This window comes from Rhizobium leguminosarum, assembly GCF_004123835.1.
Taxonomy (GTDB): Bacteria; Pseudomonadota; Alphaproteobacteria; order Rhizobiales; family Rhizobiaceae; genus Rhizobium; species Rhizobium leguminosarum_M.
The window spans coordinates 42,805-58,234 of record NZ_MZMU01000012.1; the positions used below are offsets into that span (position 1 = coordinate 42,805).

14 protein-coding genes and 1 pseudogene are annotated in these 15,430 nt (G+C 60.8%); 5 read left to right on the forward strand and 10 right to left on the reverse strand.

Features of this window, described 5'->3' with window-relative positions; genetic code table 11:
* The first annotated feature begins 24 nt into the window (after positions 1–24).
* Positions 25–1,671, forward strand: a complete 1,647-nt coding sequence (locus B5P46_RS16930; RefSeq protein WP_129419660.1) for an alpha-glucosidase family protein — start codon at positions 25–27, stop codon at positions 1,669–1,671.
* A 3-nt stretch (positions 1,672–1,674) separates the two neighbouring features.
* Here B5P46_RS16930 and B5P46_RS34930 read toward each other — a convergent pair whose 3' ends face one another.
* The 4 genes from B5P46_RS34930 to B5P46_RS16950 form a co-directional block, all read right to left on the reverse strand.
* On the reverse strand, positions 1,675–1,929 hold the full coding sequence (locus tag B5P46_RS34930; protein ID WP_129419661.1) for a type II toxin-antitoxin system RelE family toxin: 255 nt from the start codon (positions 1,927–1,929) through the stop codon (positions 1,675–1,677).
* Positions 1,926–2,126, reverse strand: a complete 201-nt coding sequence (locus B5P46_RS16940; RefSeq protein WP_129419662.1) for a hypothetical protein — start codon at positions 2,124–2,126, stop codon at positions 1,926–1,928. Before B5P46_RS16940 ends, B5P46_RS34930 begins: the two co-directional genes overlap by 4 nt.
* Before the next feature lie 58 nt (positions 2,127–2,184).
* Positions 2,185–3,882 (reverse strand): adenine deaminase, encoded by a 1,698-nt coding sequence (ade, locus tag B5P46_RS16945; protein ID WP_129419663.1) that lies wholly within the window; start codon positions 3,880–3,882, stop codon positions 2,185–2,187.
* A gap of 118 nt (positions 3,883–4,000) precedes the next feature.
* Positions 4,001–5,104, reverse strand: coding sequence for a branched-chain amino acid ABC transporter substrate-binding protein (locus B5P46_RS16950; RefSeq protein WP_129419664.1), 1,104 nt, complete (start codon positions 5,102–5,104; stop codon positions 4,001–4,003).
* Positions 5,105–5,588: 484 nt separating this feature from the next.
* On the opposite strand from B5P46_RS16950, the gene B5P46_RS16955 reads away from it, so the two are divergent.
* Positions 5,589–6,503: an HD-GYP domain-containing protein gene (locus B5P46_RS16955; protein ID WP_129419665.1), complete on the forward strand. Its 915-nt coding sequence runs from the start codon at positions 5,589–5,591 to the stop codon at positions 6,501–6,503.
* Between the two features lie 124 nt (positions 6,504–6,627).
* On the opposite strand, the gene B5P46_RS16960 is transcribed toward B5P46_RS16955, so the two are convergent.
* Positions 6,628–7,953: an aspartate aminotransferase family protein gene (locus B5P46_RS16960; protein WP_129419666.1), complete on the reverse strand. Its 1,326-nt coding sequence runs from the start codon at positions 7,951–7,953 to the stop codon at positions 6,628–6,630.
* Between the two features lie 291 nt (positions 7,954–8,244).
* Here B5P46_RS16960 and B5P46_RS34935 point away from each other — a divergent pair, with 291 nt between their 5' ends.
* Both B5P46_RS34935 and B5P46_RS16965 read left to right on the forward strand, forming a co-directional pair.
* Positions 8,245–8,496 carry a hypothetical protein gene (locus B5P46_RS34935; protein WP_245456186.1) on the forward strand — a complete coding sequence of 84 codons (252 nt, stop codon included), beginning with the start codon at positions 8,245–8,247 and terminating at the stop codon, positions 8,494–8,496.
* A pseudogene (locus B5P46_RS16965) lies at positions 8,459–10,222 on the forward strand (PhoX family protein). The gene B5P46_RS34935 and the pseudogene B5P46_RS16965 overlap by 38 nt, the downstream one beginning before the upstream one ends.
* 230 nt (positions 10,223–10,452) lie before the next feature.
* Here B5P46_RS16965 and B5P46_RS16970 read toward each other — a convergent pair.
* From B5P46_RS16970 to B5P46_RS16990, 5 genes are all read right to left on the reverse strand, one after another.
* A complete protein-coding gene (locus B5P46_RS16970) occupies positions 10,453–10,770 on the reverse strand; it encodes an ArsR/SmtB family transcription factor (protein WP_003561417.1) in 318 nt (105 codons plus the stop codon).
* Between the two features lie 115 nt (positions 10,771–10,885).
* Positions 10,886–11,635, reverse strand: coding sequence for a HugZ family protein (locus B5P46_RS16975; protein WP_129419667.1), 750 nt, complete (start codon positions 11,633–11,635; stop codon positions 10,886–10,888).
* Between the two features lie 31 nt (positions 11,636–11,666).
* A complete protein-coding gene (gene choV, locus B5P46_RS16980) occupies positions 11,667–12,719 on the reverse strand; it encodes a choline ABC transporter ATP-binding protein (protein ID WP_129419668.1) in 1,053 nt (350 codons plus the stop codon).
* Positions 12,716–13,561, reverse strand: coding sequence for a choline ABC transporter permease subunit (gene choW, locus B5P46_RS16985; RefSeq protein WP_129419669.1), 846 nt, complete (start codon positions 13,559–13,561; stop codon positions 12,716–12,718). Before choW ends, choV begins: the two co-directional genes overlap by 4 nt.
* A gap of 72 nt (positions 13,562–13,633) precedes the next feature.
* Entirely contained in the window at positions 13,634–14,590 is a 957-nt protein-coding gene (locus B5P46_RS16990) for a choline ABC transporter substrate-binding protein (protein WP_129419670.1), read from the reverse strand.
* 236 nt (positions 14,591–14,826) lie between these two features.
* On the opposite strand from B5P46_RS16990, the gene B5P46_RS16995 reads away from it, so the two are divergent.
* Positions 14,827–15,429, forward strand: a complete 603-nt coding sequence (locus B5P46_RS16995; RefSeq protein WP_062944413.1) for a thymidine kinase — start codon at positions 14,827–14,829, stop codon at positions 15,427–15,429.
* The last annotated feature ends 1 nt before the right edge of the window (position 15,430 follow it).

The window sequence follows — 15,430 nt, forward strand, 5'->3', positions numbered from 1 at the left end:
CAAACGAGGCAGGAGATGTGGCCGATGGCATTGCAGGCAGGCGGGAGTGCGGACTGGTGGCGCGGTGCTGTGATCTATCAGGTCTATCCGCGCTCGTTTCAGGACACCAACAGCGATGGTCTCGGCGATCTCAGGGGAATCACCCGCCGGCTGCCGCATATAGCCAGCCTCGGCGTCGACGCGATCTGGCTCTCGCCCTTCTTCAAGTCGCCGATGGCCGACATGGGCTACGACGTTTCCGATTATTGCGACGTCGATCCGATCTTCGGGACGCTCGCCGATTTCGACGAGATGATGGGCGAAGCGCACAGGCTCGGCATCAAGGTCGTCATCGACCAGGTGATCTCGCACACTTCCGACCGGCATCCCTGGTTCGTCGAGAGCCGATCGAGCCGGACCAATCCGAAGGCGGATTGGTATGTCTGGGCCGATCCGAAGCCTGACGGCACGGCGCCGAACAACTGGCTGTCGATCTTCGGCGGACCGGGCTGGGAATGGGACGGCGTGCGCCGGCAATATTACCAGCACAATTTCCTGACCTCGCAGCCGGACCTCAATTTCCACAGCAAGGCCGTGCAGGATGCCGTGCTGGAGACGGTGAAGTTCTGGCTCGACCGCGGCGTCGACGGCTTCCGGCTGGACACGGTCAATTATTATTTCTGCGACAAGCAGCTCAGGAGCAATCCGCCGCACGAGCCTGATGAGGATGACGCAGGCCTCGATGCGCCCGACAGCAATCCCTACGGCATGCAGAACCACCTCTACGACAAGACGCAGCCGGAAAATGTCGATTTCCTCAAGCGCTTCCGGGCGCTGCTCGATCAGTATCAGGATCGCACGACCGTCGGCGAAGTCGGCGATGGCGCGCGTTCGCTGAAGACGGTTGGCGCCTATACGAGCGACGGCGACAAGCTGCACATGTGCTACACATTCGATCTGCTCGGACCGGATTTCACCGCCGAGCATATTCGCGGCTGCGTCGAGGCCTTCCAAAAGGCCGTCACGGACGGCTGGGTCTGCTGGGCTTTTTCCAACCACGACGTCATGCGCCATGTCAGCCGTTTCGCACGGACGGAGGAAGAACGGCCTGTCATCGCCAAGCTGGCGGTCTCGGTGCTTGCGGCGCTGCGTGGCTCGATCTGCCTCTATCAGGGCGAGGAACTCGGCCTGCCGGAGGCTGAGCTCGCCTTCGAGGATCTGCGCGACCCCTACGGCATCCGCTTCTGGCCGGCCTTCAAGGGCCGCGATGGATGCCGCACGCCGATGCCCTGGGAAGCCGGCAAGGCGCATGCGGGCTTCACCTCCGCGGAAAAGAGCTGGCTGCCGGTGCCTTACGAGCAGGCAGCGCTTTCCGTGGATACGCAGGAGGCGAGCGACAACTCGGTGCTGCATCACTACCGCAGGACGCTCGCATTCCGGAAGAGCCACCCGGTGTTGATCGACGGCGAGATGACCTTCATCGGCACCAACCAGGATCTGCTCGCCTTCACTCGCGAAAAGAACGGCGAAAAACTGCTCTTCATTTTCAACCTGACGCGCAAACCGGCGGAATTCCGCCTGCCCGATGGCATGGTGCTCGGGGAGCCGCTTGAGATGCCGGGCTTCAAGGCGGCGGCTGGCGCGGGGCTAGTGAAGCTTGCGGCGCTAGACGGGTTTTGTGCGCGGGTTTGACGGCTATTTCAGAAGCTTATCGTAATCCGCGTGCGAGCCGATCCAAAACCAGATGATATCATCTCCGTCCCAGACAGCTAAAGCTCTCCAGGATGTGCCGACGCGCGCCGACCAAAAGCGGCCGACGCGCTTGAAATGCAAGGAGGGATGTCTGGGATCTTGTTTGAGTAGATCGAAGTTTTCGTCGGCCAGCTTCCGTATCTGTTCAGGCAAGCGGTCATACGCCTCCCAAAAGGCAGGAGTTGCGTGATGTTTCAAAGCCGTCTTGTCTTTCCGGCATGAAAATCGGCAAAGGCCTTCTCGGCGAGATGATCGAGCTTGCCGCTTGCCGCGTCTGCTTCCATTTGCCTGTCCCAGCGTTCGGCTTGAAGGGCTTCAAACCACGCCGAAAAAGCTTCGAACTCGAACTTGTCGAGTTCGGTAACGATTTTTTCAATCTGTTCCAGCTTCGTCATGATCGGCTCCAAGGATATTGCAAAATAAGCGCTGCTGCTGAGTTTGCCAAGGATTCCGTCACCCGATCAGCGCGAACTTGTCCACGTCAACCATGCCGCGGTCGGAGATCTTCAGGTGTGGAATAACCGGCAGTGGCAAGAAAGCGAGCTGGAGGAAGGGTTCCTCCAGCGTGGCGCCGAGCGCGAAGGCAGCTTTGCGCAGCTGGTGGAGCGTATCGCGGACCGTCTCATAGGGCTCGAGGCTCATCAATCCGGCGATGGGCAGGGCGATTTCGCCGGTGACCTTGCCGTCTTCGACGACGACGAAGCCGCCCTTGATCTCGCCGAGGCGGTTTGCGGCGCGCGCCATGTCGTCCTCGCTGACGCCGACGACGCAGATATTGTGGCTGTCATGGCCGACGGTCGAGGCGATCGCACCCTTCTTCAGGCCGAAGCCCTGGACAAAGCCGTTGGCATGGTTGCCGTTCTTGCCGTGGCGCTCGATGACGGCGACCTTGATGATATCGTTGGCAAGGTCGACCGTCGTCTCGTTGCCCCTGACAGGCAGGCGATAGCGACGATGCTCGGTGATGATCTTGCCCGGCATGACGCCGATGACGGGCGTCTCGCCCTCGGCGACCGGGACGCCGAAATGGGCGGCGTTGACGGGCCGGGCCTTGACGCTGTCGAGGCCGATTGGGGCAACCGGTCTGCGCGAGGAAAAGAGCGCATCGGTGACGCGGCGGCCGGCTGCGAAGACCATGTCGGCACGGCAGTTCTCCAGACTGTCGAGAACCACCAGATCGGCGCGCCAGCCCGGCGCGACCAGGCCGCGGTCTTTGAGGCCGAAGGCGCGGGCGGCCGAAATCGAGGCGGCGCGGTAGATCGCCAGGGGCTCGACGCCGCTTGCGATCGACGTGCGGATCATGTGATCGAGATGGCCCTGTTCGGCGATATCGAGCGGATTGCGGTCGTCGGTGCAGAGCGCGAGGAAGGGCGAAAGCCGCTCGGTGATGATGGGGATCAGCGCGGTGAGGTCCTTTGATACCGAGCCTTCGCGCACGAGGATGTGCATGCCCTTGCGGATTTTCTCCAGCGCTTCGGCGGCGGTCGTGCATTCATGTTCGGTGCGGATGCCGGCCGAGAGGTAGCCGTTGAGGTCGTTGCCGGAAAGAAGCGGCGCGTGACCGTCGATATGGCCGCCCTGGAAGGCGTCGAGCTTGGCCATGCAGACGGGATCCTTGTGGATCACGCCGGGGAAATTCATGAATTCGGCAAGGCCGATCACCTTCGGATGATGGCGGAAGGGCAGGAGGCGCTCGATCGGCAGATCTGCACCGGAGGTTTCGAGATGTGTTGCCGGTACGCAGGAGGAGAGCTGGACGCGGATGTCCATGATCGTCTCCAGCGCGGATTCGAGGAAGAATTCGATACCCTCGGTTCCGAGCACATTGGCGATCTCGTGCGGATCGCAGATGGCGGTGGTGACGCCATAGGGCAGAACGCAGCGGTCGAATTCATGCGGTGTGACAAGCGAAGATTCGATGTGCAGATGCGTGTCGATGAAGCCCGGAACGACGATCCTGCCCGAGATATCGATCTCGGTTTCGCCCTCATAATTGCCTGAGGTGCCGACGATGCGATCGGCGCCGATCGCAATGTCCGACTGGACGAGTTCGCCGGTGACGAGATCGAAGAAGCAGCCGCCCTTCAGCACGATATCGGCCGGTACGCGGCCGACGCCCTGGTCGATGAAACGCTCGAGTCTGCTGGTCATGGCATTGCTCACATTACAACCGATTCCGAAACTTATAGCCGATCTGCCGCGACAAGCGAGTGCCGCAAAAGGAAACCGGGCGCCACAGGGGCGCCCGGTCGGTGCGGTCAGCGATGGCTTACTCGGCGGCGACGATCTTGCCGGCTTCCCACTTGTAGAGCGAGAAGCTCTGCGAGGTCAGGTCGCCGGTCTCGCCGTAGGTGACCTTGCCGATGGCGGTCGGGATCTCCTTGCCGTCCTTCAACGCGGTCGCGACGGCTCCCGCATCCTCGGCGCTGCCGGCCTTCTCGATGCCGGCTTTCAGCACTTCGACGGCGGCATAGGCGTTGAGCGTAAAGGCCTCGGCCGGGATGTTCTTGGCGGCGAGCGCATCGGCTGCGGCCTTGGAATCAGGGCTCTTGGTGGCGTCCGAAGCGTTGGTGAAGACGGTGCCTCCTGCCGCATCCGTGCCGATTGCCCAGAATTCGGTGTTGGAAAGGCCATCGCCGCCGATGATCGTCACGTTGGCGGCGAGGTCATGCAGCTGGCGGGCGAGCAGGCCACCTTCCGGATGGTAGCCGCCGAAATAGACCACGTCGACCTTCTCGGACTTAATGCGGGTGGTGAGCGCGCTGAAGTCCTTGTCGCCAGGCGTGATCGCGTCATTGACGACTTCGGTGACGCCGCCTGCGTTCAGCGTTGCCTTGAAAGCATCGGCGAGGCCCTTGCCGTAAGCGCCCTTGTCGTTGACGATGGCGACGCGCTTGTCCTTGAAATTCTTCAGCACATATTTGGCGGCGACTTCGGCTTGCTGGTCGTCGCGGCCGCAGGTGCGCAGCACGTTGGTGAGGCCGCGCTTGGTCAGGTCGGGGGCCGTGGCGGTCGGAGTGACCATCAGCACGCCGTTTTCAGCCAGAACGTCCGAAACCGGGATTGCAACGCCCGATGTCACTGGTCCGACGACGAAGCGGATGCCGTCGCCGACGACCTTGTTGGCGGCGGAAACGCCCTGCTTCGGTTCGCCGGCATCGTCGGCCAGTTCGAGGACGACCTTCTCGCCGAGAATTCCGCCCTTCTTGTTGATCTCGTCGACGGCGGTCTGCGCACCGTTCTTCACTTGGTCGCCATAGGCGGCGACGGGGCCGGTCAGCGGCGCGATCAGGCCGATCGTGATATCGGCATGGGCAAGCGGCGCAAAGGCGAGCGACGCAACGAGGGTCGCCGTCAATGTCTTGAGGGTCATTGTCTGTCTCCTTGGATGGGGTCATTCGACCCGCGATGAGGTGCCGCGCCGGATTTTCCGGATCGTTCAACGGCCCCAGGCCGTGCCAAGGACGATCGATATCGGCGCGATCGATGCGCCCTCCGGCCATATTTGGCTCGAATGGGCGCAACGGCAAGATTTCTAGGAATTTTGGTGAGATTCCGCAAGTTGATAACAAAATGAAACGAAAATCGAGCCGATTCGGCACGAGATCGTCCAAAAATCATCGATCTCGGCGCAATTTTCCTATCTTTGCAGGATGCCGGTACCCGCGTCAGCGGCGCGCCGATGTACCTGCCGAATTTCGCGGAAGCTCTCTATCTGTCTGAATATTAGAATTCTGCTTTGAGATTAACACTTGATTCTACTAATTAGAGTAGAACCATTGTTCGCGCATATATTGCTGCGATGCAAAAGAGCGGTCGACAATAAACAGAGAGATATTTCAGGAATAGAGAGCTGGATGCTCAAGCGGGTCGAAGCCAGACAGGTGCGCACCGGAATGTTTGTAGAGGCGATCGAGGGTGCCTGGCAGGATCCTCTTCTGTCTAAACGAAGATTTCTGCTGCGCCGTGAAATCGATGCCCAGAAGCTTCGCAAAAGCGGCATGACAGGCGTGATCATCAACACCAGCAGAGGCCTCGACATCGACGGCCTGCCAGGTGGCAATATCGAGATTGACACCAAGGCGGCACGCGAGACCATCCAGAAATCCATGCAGGTGCTGGAAAGCGTTTTCGGTCGACTCCAGCATGGCGATGGGATCAGCGTCGATCAGGTGGCGCCTGTGATTTCCTCTGTCTCCAAGTCTATCGATCAGAATCCCACGGTCTTTCTGAGCGTTACGCGTCTGAAATCCAAGGACGAGGCGACGTTCCTGCATTCGATTTCGGTGAGTGCGCTGATGATCCTGTTCAGCCGTCATCTCGGACTTGACGAGACGACTGTTCAGATGCTCGGCACAGCGGGATTGCTGCACGACGTCGGCAAGCTCGAAATTCCGCTCGAGATACTCAACAAGGAAGGCCCCCTGGACGAGGACGAGATCAAGATGATCCGCGACCATCCGGAAAAGGGACACGCAATCCTGTCGCGCCAGGAAGGCATGGCGGAGATCGTTCTCGACGTTTGCCTCAACCATCATGAGCGTATCGACGGCAAGGGCTATCCTCGCAAGCTTTCCGAGACGCAGGTCAGCCTCCATGCGCGTATTGCTGCGATTTGCGACGTCTATGACGCCATCACCTCCGTGCGGCCGTACAGGGCGCCATGGAGCGCGAGCCAAGCACTGAAATGGATGCTTGGTAACGAAGGGCATTTCGATCGCCGGCTCTTGAAGAAATTCGCCCTCTGCCTTTCCGTCGCCGCCTTGACCTGAGGTCTATCTAGCTTCGCAACAAAAGGGTCTGCGCGGACTTACAGCGGTGCGCGTCTTTTCAGACGCGCGGCGCTGTAGCACTTTGAAGTGCTGCGTGCCCTTTTGCCGGAAACTTCAGAGCTTCTCAGATATTGTTCTGCAGGATCGTCCGCAGCTTGCCGAAGAGCTCGTCGATATGGTGCTTCTCGATGATCAGCGGCGGGGAGAGCGCGATGATATCGCCGGTGGTGCGGATCAGCAGGCCGCTTTCATAGGCTTTCAGGAAAGCGGTGAAGGCGCGCTTGGTGGGCTCGCCGGCGATCGGATCGAGTTCGATCGCGCCGATCAGGCCGGTGTTCCTGATGTCGATGACATTGGGGCAATCCTTCAGCGAATGCAGTGCGTCGGCCCAGTAATCGGAAAGCTCGGCAGCGCGTGTCAGCAGGCCCTCTTCCTTGTAGGTGTCGAGCGTGGCGAGTGCAGCGGCGGAAGCGATCGGGTTGCCGGAATAGGTGTAGCCGTGGAAGAATTCGATCATGTGCTCCGGGCCGTTCATGAAGGCATCATGGATCTCGGAGGTGACGAAGACGGCGCCCATCGGAATGACGCCGTTGGTCAGTCCCTTGGCGGCGGTGATCATGTCGGGCTTGACGGCGTAATATTGCGCGGCAAAGGGGGCGCCGAGGCGGCCGAAGCCGGTGATGACCTCGTCGAAGATCAGAAGGATGCCGTGCTTGGTGCAGATCTCGCGCAGCTTCTGCAGGTAGCCCTTCGGCGGGATCAGAACGCCGGTGGAGCCTGCAACCGGCTCGACGATGACGGCGGCGACGGTGGAGGCGTCATGCAGGGTGACGATGCGCTCGAGTTCGGTGGCGATGTCGCCGCCATGCTCGGGCTCGCCGCGGGTGAAGTTGTTCTTGCCGGGCTGGTGGGTGTGCGGCATGTGATCGACGCCGGTCAGAAGCGTGCCGAACATCTTGCGATTAGTGACGATGCCGCCGACGGAGATGCCGCCGAAATTGACGCCGTGATAGCCGCGCTCCCGGCCGATCAGGCGGAAGCGTGATCCATTCCCCTTCACACGGTGATAGGCGAGAGCCACCTTGAGCGCGGTCTCGACGGATTCGGAACCGGAATTGGTGTAGAGAACGTGGTTCAGGCCTTCGGGGGCGATGTCGACCAGGCGGTTTGCCAGTTCGAAGGCCTTGGGGTGGCCGAGCTGGAAGGCCGGTGCGTAGTCGAGCTCGCCGGCCTGCTCGCGGATCGCCTCGGTGATCTTCGGGCGGCAGTGGCCGGCATTGACGCACCAGAGGCCAGCCGTGCCGTCCAGCACCTGACGGCCGTCATGGGTCGTATAGTACATGTCCTTGGCGCCGACGAACAAACGCGGCTCCTTCTTGAACTGGCGATTTGCCGTAAACGGCATCCAGAAGGCGCGAAGATCGTTCGGTGCATTGAGGCGATTGGACATGCTGTTCTCCTGGCCGCCGACGGCCATTTCCCGGGGCTTCACGCCCATATTTTTACTGCCCGGTCAAATTATCAGGGCTTCCCAAGGCGTCAACGGGAAAAGTCCCCAGAGCCCCTCCTGACAGAAGGCTCAACTTGCTTAGATCAATCCGGAAATATCCAGGGTCAGGCACTGCAAGCTGCCCGTCATCAATCCTTTGCCTCGGCTTGCTACAAAAACCGATGGCTCGCAGGGCGCAATTGCATTTCATCAATTCACTGAAATAAAACGATATTTCGATCGGAGATACTGATGTCTGACCGCCAGAAGACAAGGGCGCGCCCCACGCGGCGCCATGCATTCGCGCCAAGTTATGGCGCCATTCTCGAAGAGGGCGTTCGCCGCCGCAGCGTGCTCAAGGGCTTTCTCGCAGCGATGGGCGCTGCGGCACTTTCGCCGGCGCTCGGAACCGCGCATGCCGAGGCTGCCGATTCCAGCCTGACGTTCCCTCCCGGAACTCAAGCGCGTGCGCGATACCGCCGACCACTGGCCAGAGGGCTATGAGCGCCAGATCCTGGCGCGCTGGGGTGATGCACTGTTTGCCGACAGCCCGGAATTCGATATCGCGACTCTGGACGGCAAGGCGGCGGAGCGACAGTTCGGCTACAACAACGACTTCACGCAGTTTCTGCCGCTGCCCTAGGGCGAGAAGAGTTCCGACCATGGGCTGATGGTCGTCAGTCATGAATATGCAACGCCTTTCCTGATGTTTCCCGGCCTGACCGACGAAAACTACCGCGAGAAGCTGACGGACAATCAGATCCGCGCCATCATGGCCGCCCTCGGCGTCTCGATCTTCGAAGCGAAAAAGACGGACGGCAAATGGGCGATCGTCAGGGACGGCAGATACAATCGCCGTATCCATATGAGCACCGAGATCGGCATCTCCGGTCCGGCTGCAGGCGACGACCGCCTGAAGACCAAGGCCGATCCGACCGGCATGGTCGTGTTCGGCACGATCTCGAACTGCAATGGCGGAATTACCCCCTGGGGCACGATGCTTTCGGGCGAGGAAGGCGCGATGGATGTCTTCGCCGGCGACTACAAGACGCTGGCGAACCAGGAACTGGCCGAGCGCCAGGGCTGGGATGAGGACGAGAACGACATCTATTCCGTCAGCCGCGTCGAGCCGCGCTTCAAGTTCGAGGAAGAACCGAACGAATGGATGCGTTTCGACTGGGTGGTCGAGATCGACCCATTCGATCCGACGGCAAAGCCGGTCAAGCGCACCGCGCTCGGCCGCATGACGCATGAAGGCGCGCAGTGTTGCGTCGCCCCTGACGGCCGCGTGGTTGTTTTCATGGGCGATGACGACGACTTCGAATATATCTACCGCTTCGTCACCCGCGATCCTTGGAACCCGAACGATCGCGCCGCCAACAAGGATCTGCTCGACCACGGCACGCTGTCGGTCGCCAAGTTCGAAAGCGACGGCACGATGCGCTGGATCCCGCTTCGTGCGGGCGAGGGGCCGCTGACGGCGGAAGCTGGATTCAAGAGCCAGGCCGACGTCGTGCTGGCGACGCGCACTGCGGCCGATCTCGTCGGTGCCACGCCGATGGACGCGCCGGAAGGCTTCATCCCGCATCTCGGCACCGGCAAGCTTTACGTCGCCATGACGGAGAACGAGGACCGGCTGCCGAAGGGTGAGGGCGACGACGAGAAGGAGATGGTCAACATCGCCAATCCGCGCGGCCCCAACCCGCATGGCCACCTGCTGGAACTCGCAGCACCCGGAGGTCCCGAAAAACCGGATTATGCAGCCGACAGCTTCAAATGGGACGTGTTCATTCTCTGCGGCGATCCTGCCAAGACCGAGGATCAGGCGATGTTCCATCCGGCCACGACCTCCGCCGGCTGGTTCACCGACCCCGACAATCTCGCCGTCGATCCGGTCGGGCGCCTCTGGGTCACCACCGACGGCCCGCCGCCGGAAGGCATTGCCGATTCCGTCTATGTGATGGATACCGAAGGCCCGGGTCGTGCGTTGCCGAAACTGTTCTATATTGCGCCCGTCGGTTCGGAAGCCTGTTCGCCGACCTTCACCCCGGACGGCAGCAGCGTCTTCCTCTCGGTCCAGCATCCGGGCGAATTGCGGATGGCCGACAACGAGGATGCGACCTCGATGGAGGATGCAGGCACCAACTGGCCGGACTTCAAGTCCAGCATGCCTGCCCGTCCGTCGCTGGTGGTGCTGAGCCGCATCAACAACGACGTGGTCGGCAGTTAAAGCAATTCCGGCAAAAGTGCGCGGCAGTTTTACGTCTGGAATTGCGCTAAAAAGATCGATTGCGGGACGGGAGCTCCGGCGCGACCGGGTTGCCATTCCAAAAGCACGACCGGCAAATCGCAAATTTGCCGGTCGTGCCATAAGGTTCACGTGCTGAAATATCGTTGCCAAGCCTCCGGGAACATTCCCTTGCAGCATGGCATCGGCCGACATTCATGTCAGCGCTATCATCAAGCGGCGGATCTGTTCCGGTTCTGCACGAGGTAGATGTCTTCGAGCGTTGCCAAGATCTTCATGACCGGCTCGGAGGTGCTCGAATAATAGATGGTTTGTGCGTCCCGGCGGGTCTTGACCAGCTTTTGGGCGCGCAGTTTCGACAGGTGCTGAGAGAGAGCCGACTGGCTGAGCCCGACTTGCGTCGCAAGCACGCCGACGGCCACTTCGCCCTTCACGAGGCTACACAGGATCAGCAATCTCTTCGGGTTTGCCATGGCCGACAATAAAGCTGCCGCCACGTTCGTGTGATCGGCCAAATCAGAGGTTTCCATATGTTATCTTCCTAATGCGAAACGTACATCAAGCGTGTTGGCGCAGGCCGCCAGCCGGGATTTTGACTGACATCAAAAACTAGCAACTGGGCTCGAAGATTGTATATACCTAAATTTAAGGTATCGAGTATGCTATTTTAGATATGTTTGAACAAATGTGATCGACATCCACAGCGAGGGTTTCGAACTCGTATCGCAGCAGAAAATCGCCGGAAATCATGTCGAAACCTGAGGGATCGATACCACAAATGCGCCAAGAACCCGATTCCGGCGCCTTTAGCCTGATAGCGAGGCTTTCCTCCACATCGGGGTGACGTTCTACTAAATCTCGCACTGCTTCTGTTGCCCCCGCGGCAATCTCCTCATTCGCGGCCGACTGGATTATGAGATCGTTCCCATCGAGTTGGTAGGCGCGGCCGAAGCCGCCATTGAGGCTGGCCTGTTCCGGCTTGAGTCGGAAGAACAGGAAATCAGGAAAGTCGATATAAAGCTTCGCCTTGGTGTGGCGAGCGAGAAAGCGCGTGTGGATGCGCTCGTAGAATGCATTGCCGCGCTCGATAGGTTCTGCCACGCACTGGGTCGTCAGACGAGGATAGGCGAGGGGATCGCCCTTGCCGGGCTCGCCGGTCAGGAGCGAGGCGCGCCGGTCTTTGGCGAGCGCCCTGGTATGGGCCGACAGCTGCGAAACCAGGATGACCGGCGTGCCGTCGATATCAGTGGCGACGAGCACGCGGCTGGCGGAGGGAAAGCCGGTCTCGGGGTCGAGAACGGCAATCGCCGCGTGCCGGGCGGAGCGCAGAAGCACGCGGGCAAGCTTGCGGGCATCGTCGTCGGTTTCGCGTAGGGGGGAAGGCTGATCTTTCATATCCGCTTTGTGGCAAAGCGGATGGAAAACATCAAGCTTCCTGCTTGCGGCGATGGCGGGTGAGGCCGGCGACGATATCCTGAGCCGAGATGGTGCCGACGATCGCACCGTTCTCGACGATGCCGATACTGCCCGGCTGGCGGGCAAGGGCATCGAGGATATCGATGAGCGGGGTCGCGGCGCGGGCTGTGGCGCTGACGCTCATGCCGGCGGCAGTCTGGCCTAGGCCTGGCTGCATGACATCGGCCGCCGTCAGCATGTTGATCGGATTGAGGTTCTGCACGAAATCGGCGACATACTGGTCTGCGGGGTTCTTGACGATATCGTGCGGCGTCCCGCACTGGATGATGCGGCCACTTTCCATGATGGCAATGCGATTGCCGATGCGGAAGGCCTCGTCGAGATCGTGGCTGACGAAGAGGATGGTCTTCTTCAGCCGCCGCTGGAACTCCAGGAGCTCATCCTGCAGGCGGGTGCGGATCAATGGGTCGAGCGCCGAAAAAGGTTCGTCCATGAGCAGGATCGGGGCGCCGGTGGCAAAGGCGCGGGCGAGCCCGACACGCTGCTGCATGCCGCCGGAAAGCTCGTTGACCTTGCGATCGGCCCATTTTGTCAGGTTGACGAGTTCAAGCTGCTCGCCGACGCGGAGTTTGCGTTCGGCTTCCGGCATGCCGGCGAGCTCCAGACCGAAGCCGACATTGTCGGCGACGGTGCGCCAGGGCAGGAGGGCGAATTGCTGGAACACCATGGAGACGGTGTGGGTGCGCAGGTCGCGTAGCGCCTTGGCATTGCATCTATAGGGGTTGACGGGGCCGGTGGCCGCCGAGACCGCGACATCGCCACGCACCACGGGAGCGAGCCCGTTGACGGCGCGCAGCAGCGTCGATTTGCCGGAGCCGGAAAGACCCATCAGCACCAGGATCTCGCCTTCCTCGATCGTCAGCGAGGCGTTGGCCACACCGAGTACAAGACCGGTGGCGGCGCCAATCTCGTCGCGCGATTTGCCCTGGTCGACCATGGCAAGCGCGGTTTCCGGTCGATCGCCGAAAACGATGCTGACATTGTTAAAGCTTACCGCGGTCATGCAGCGCCTCCTTCACCCGTGGTGCGGAACATCCGGTCGAGAATGATTGCCAGGATGACGATGCAGAAGCCCGCCTCGAAGCCCTTGGCGATATTGACGGTGTTCAGCGCACGGACGACGGGCACGCCAAGCCCGGGAGCGCCGACAAGAGCGGCGATGACGACCATCGACAGCGACAGCATGATGGTCTGGGTAAGACCCGCCATGATCTGCGGCGTGGCGAAGGGAAGCTCGATCTTGCGCAGCACCTGTAACGGCGTCGCGCCGAAAGCGACGGCGGCTTCGACGAGGGACGGCGGCGTCGAGATGATGCCGAGGCGCGTCAGCCGGATCGGGGCGGGGATTGCGAAGATGACGGTCGCGATCAGGCCCGGCACCATGCCGAGGCCGAACAGGATGAGCGCCGGGATCAGATAGACGAATGTCGGTATGGTCTGCATGAGATCGAGCACCGGGCGCATGGCAGCATAGACCCAAGGGCGGCGGGCGGCGGCAATGCCGAGCGGAATACCGATCACCATACAGACGAAGGTGGCGGCGAGCACGAGGGCGAGCGTCTCCGTCGTTTCCTTCCAATAGTCCTGGTTGACGATCAGCAGCAGCCCGAGACAGGTGAAGATGGCGACCGCGATCGACCGGCGCAGCCAAAAGGCGATGGCGGTGATGGCCGCGATGACGATCAGCGGATGAGGCTTCTGCAGCACGAAGAGCAGGCCGTCTATGGCGCTCGACAGCAGGAAGGCGATCTGGTTGAAGAACCATTCGCCGTTTGAGGTCAGCCAATCCACGAAGGATTTGGCCCAAGGGCCAACGGGAATCTTAAATTCGGTGATCCAATTCAAGGGCGCGCCTATCCAGAAAAACAACAATCGGACAAAAATGAAACGGGGCGGCGAGCCGCCCCGTTCGTATCATCAGAGGCCGAGGCCGGTCTTGGCGGCCGCAAGCGCGTCGCCCTTGCCGTCGCGGGTCTTGACGCCCGCAAGCCAGGGCTCGAGCGCTGCGGGGTTCGCCTTCAGCCATTCGGAAGCCGCAGCTTCCGGTTCCTTGCCGTCGTTGAGGATCTTGCCCATGATCTGGTTCTCCATGTCGAGGGAGAACGTCAGGTTCTTCAACATCATGCCGACATTCGGGCATTCGTCGAGATAACCGGCACGGACATTGGTGAAGACCTTAGCGCCGCCGAAGTCAGGGCCGAAGACGTTGTCGCCGCCTGTGAGGTAGGTCAGCTTGAAGTTGGTGTTCATCGGATGGGGTTCCCAGCCGAGGAAGACAACGGGCTTGCCCGCTTTGTCGGCACGGGCGACCTGGGCGAGCATGCCCTGCTCTGAGGACTCGACGACTTCCAGATCCTTGAGGCCGAACTCGTTCTTCTCGATCATGTCCATAACGAGGCGGTTGCCATCATTGCCGGGCTCTATGCCGTAGATCTTGCCGTCGAGATCGTCCTTGTGGGCGGCAATGTCCTTGAAGTCCTTGATGCCGAGCTCGGCGCCTTTAGCATTGGTGGCGAGCGTGTACTTGGCGCCGACGAGGTTGGGGCCGAAGGATTCGACCGACTTATCGTCGATATAGGGACGGACGTCCTTTTCCTGCGTCGGCATCCAGTTGCCGAGGAAGATGTCGATGTCCTTGTTCTTCAGCGACGTGTAGGTGACCGGGACCGAGAGAACCTTGACGTCGGTCTCATAGCCGATGCTCTTGAGGATCACGGATGCGGTGGCGGTGGTGGCGGTGATATCCGTCCAGCCGACGTCCGCGAAGCGGACGGTGGCGCAGCTGTCAGGGTCTGCGGCGAAGGCGGCGGTCGCAACGGAGAGGGCGGCGACGGCAGTTGCGGTAACGAGTTTGAACGTGCTTGTTGTTTTCATTTTAGACTCCCAGTCTTTAAGTTCCCAAGCCAACCATCAATAACCGAGTTTGACAAGCGACCTCAGTGCGTTTGCGCCGTATCGACCCATGCGATTGCGACGTCCGCGGATTTTTTGGCAATGGCTTTTTTTCGAGGCTTTCAGCGGTTTTCGAGCCGGATTCCTGTGATTATCGCTCCCTCGGGGCTTTTCTTTGCCATTCCGAGCTTTCAAGAAGCCGATCAAGGAGAAATCGGATGGCAAAACTCTATTTCAACTACTCGACGATGAACGCCGGCAAGTCGACGATGCTGCTGCAGGCCTCCTATAATTACCAGGAGCGCGGCATGCGCACGGTGCAGCTGATCGCAGCCTTCGACGAGCGCACTGGTCGGGGCGTCATCGGCTCGCGGATCGGGCTGGAGGCGAGCGCCATTCCTTTCGAGTCGCACGAGGACCTGTTCCGGTTGATCAAGGGACTGAGTGGCGAGGGCGCGCCGATTTCCTGCATCTTTGTCGACGAGGCGCATTTCATGACGCCTGTCCATGTCTGGCAGCTTGCCCGCGTCGTCGACAGGCTCAACATCCCTGTGATGGTCTACGGGCTGAGAACCGATTTCCAGGGCAAGCTGTTTCCCGCCTCGCAGGAACTGCTGGCGATCGCCGATGAGATGCGGGAGGTGCGCACGATCTGCCATTGCGGGCGCAAGGCGACGATGGTCGTGCGGCTCGACGCGGAAGGAAAAGTGTTGCACGAAGGCGCGCAGATCGATGTCGGCGGAAACGAGAAATATGTCTCGCTCTGCCGCAGGCATTGGGACGACGCCATGAACGGTGCCTGGATCGCCGAGCCGGTCTGAA

Bases quoted from the DNA above. Each gene is read 5' to 3' on its own strand.
- ade (WP_129419663.1), bottom strand. From the start codon at position 3,882: ATGACCAGCAGACTCGAGCGTTTCATCGACCAGGGCGTCGGCCGCGTA.
- B5P46_RS16940 (WP_129419662.1), bottom strand. From the start codon at position 2,126: ATGACGAAGCTGGAACAGATTGAAAAAATCGTTACCGAACTCGACAAG.
- B5P46_RS34935 (WP_245456186.1), top strand. From the start codon at position 8,245: ATGTCTGACCGCCAGAAGACAAGGGCGCGCCCCACGCGGCGCCATGCA.
- B5P46_RS16960 (WP_129419666.1), bottom strand. From the start codon at position 7,953: ATGTCCAATCGCCTCAATGCACCGAACGATCTTCGCGCCTTCTGGATG.
- B5P46_RS16930 (WP_129419660.1), top strand. From the start codon at position 25: ATGGCATTGCAGGCAGGCGGGAGTGCGGACTGGTGGCGCGGTGCTGTG.
- B5P46_RS16990 (WP_129419670.1), bottom strand. From the start codon at position 14,590: ATGAAAACAACAAGCACGTTCAAACTCGTTACCGCAACTGCCGTCGCC.
- choV (WP_129419668.1), bottom strand. From the start codon at position 12,719: ATGACCGCGGTAAGCTTTAACAATGTCAGCATCGTTTTCGGCGATCGA.
- B5P46_RS16955 (WP_129419665.1), top strand. From the start codon at position 5,589: ATGCTCAAGCGGGTCGAAGCCAGACAGGTGCGCACCGGAATGTTTGTA.
- B5P46_RS16970 (WP_003561417.1), bottom strand. From the start codon at position 10,770: ATGGAAACCTCTGATTTGGCCGATCACACGAACGTGGCGGCAGCTTTA.
- B5P46_RS16950 (WP_129419664.1), bottom strand. From the start codon at position 5,104: ATGACCCTCAAGACATTGACGGCGACCCTCGTTGCGTCGCTCGCCTTT.
- B5P46_RS16975 (WP_129419667.1), bottom strand. From the start codon at position 11,635: ATGAAAGATCAGCCTTCCCCCCTACGCGAAACCGACGACGATGCCCGC.
- B5P46_RS16995 (WP_062944413.1), top strand. From the start codon at position 14,827: ATGGCAAAACTCTATTTCAACTACTCGACGATGAACGCCGGCAAGTCG.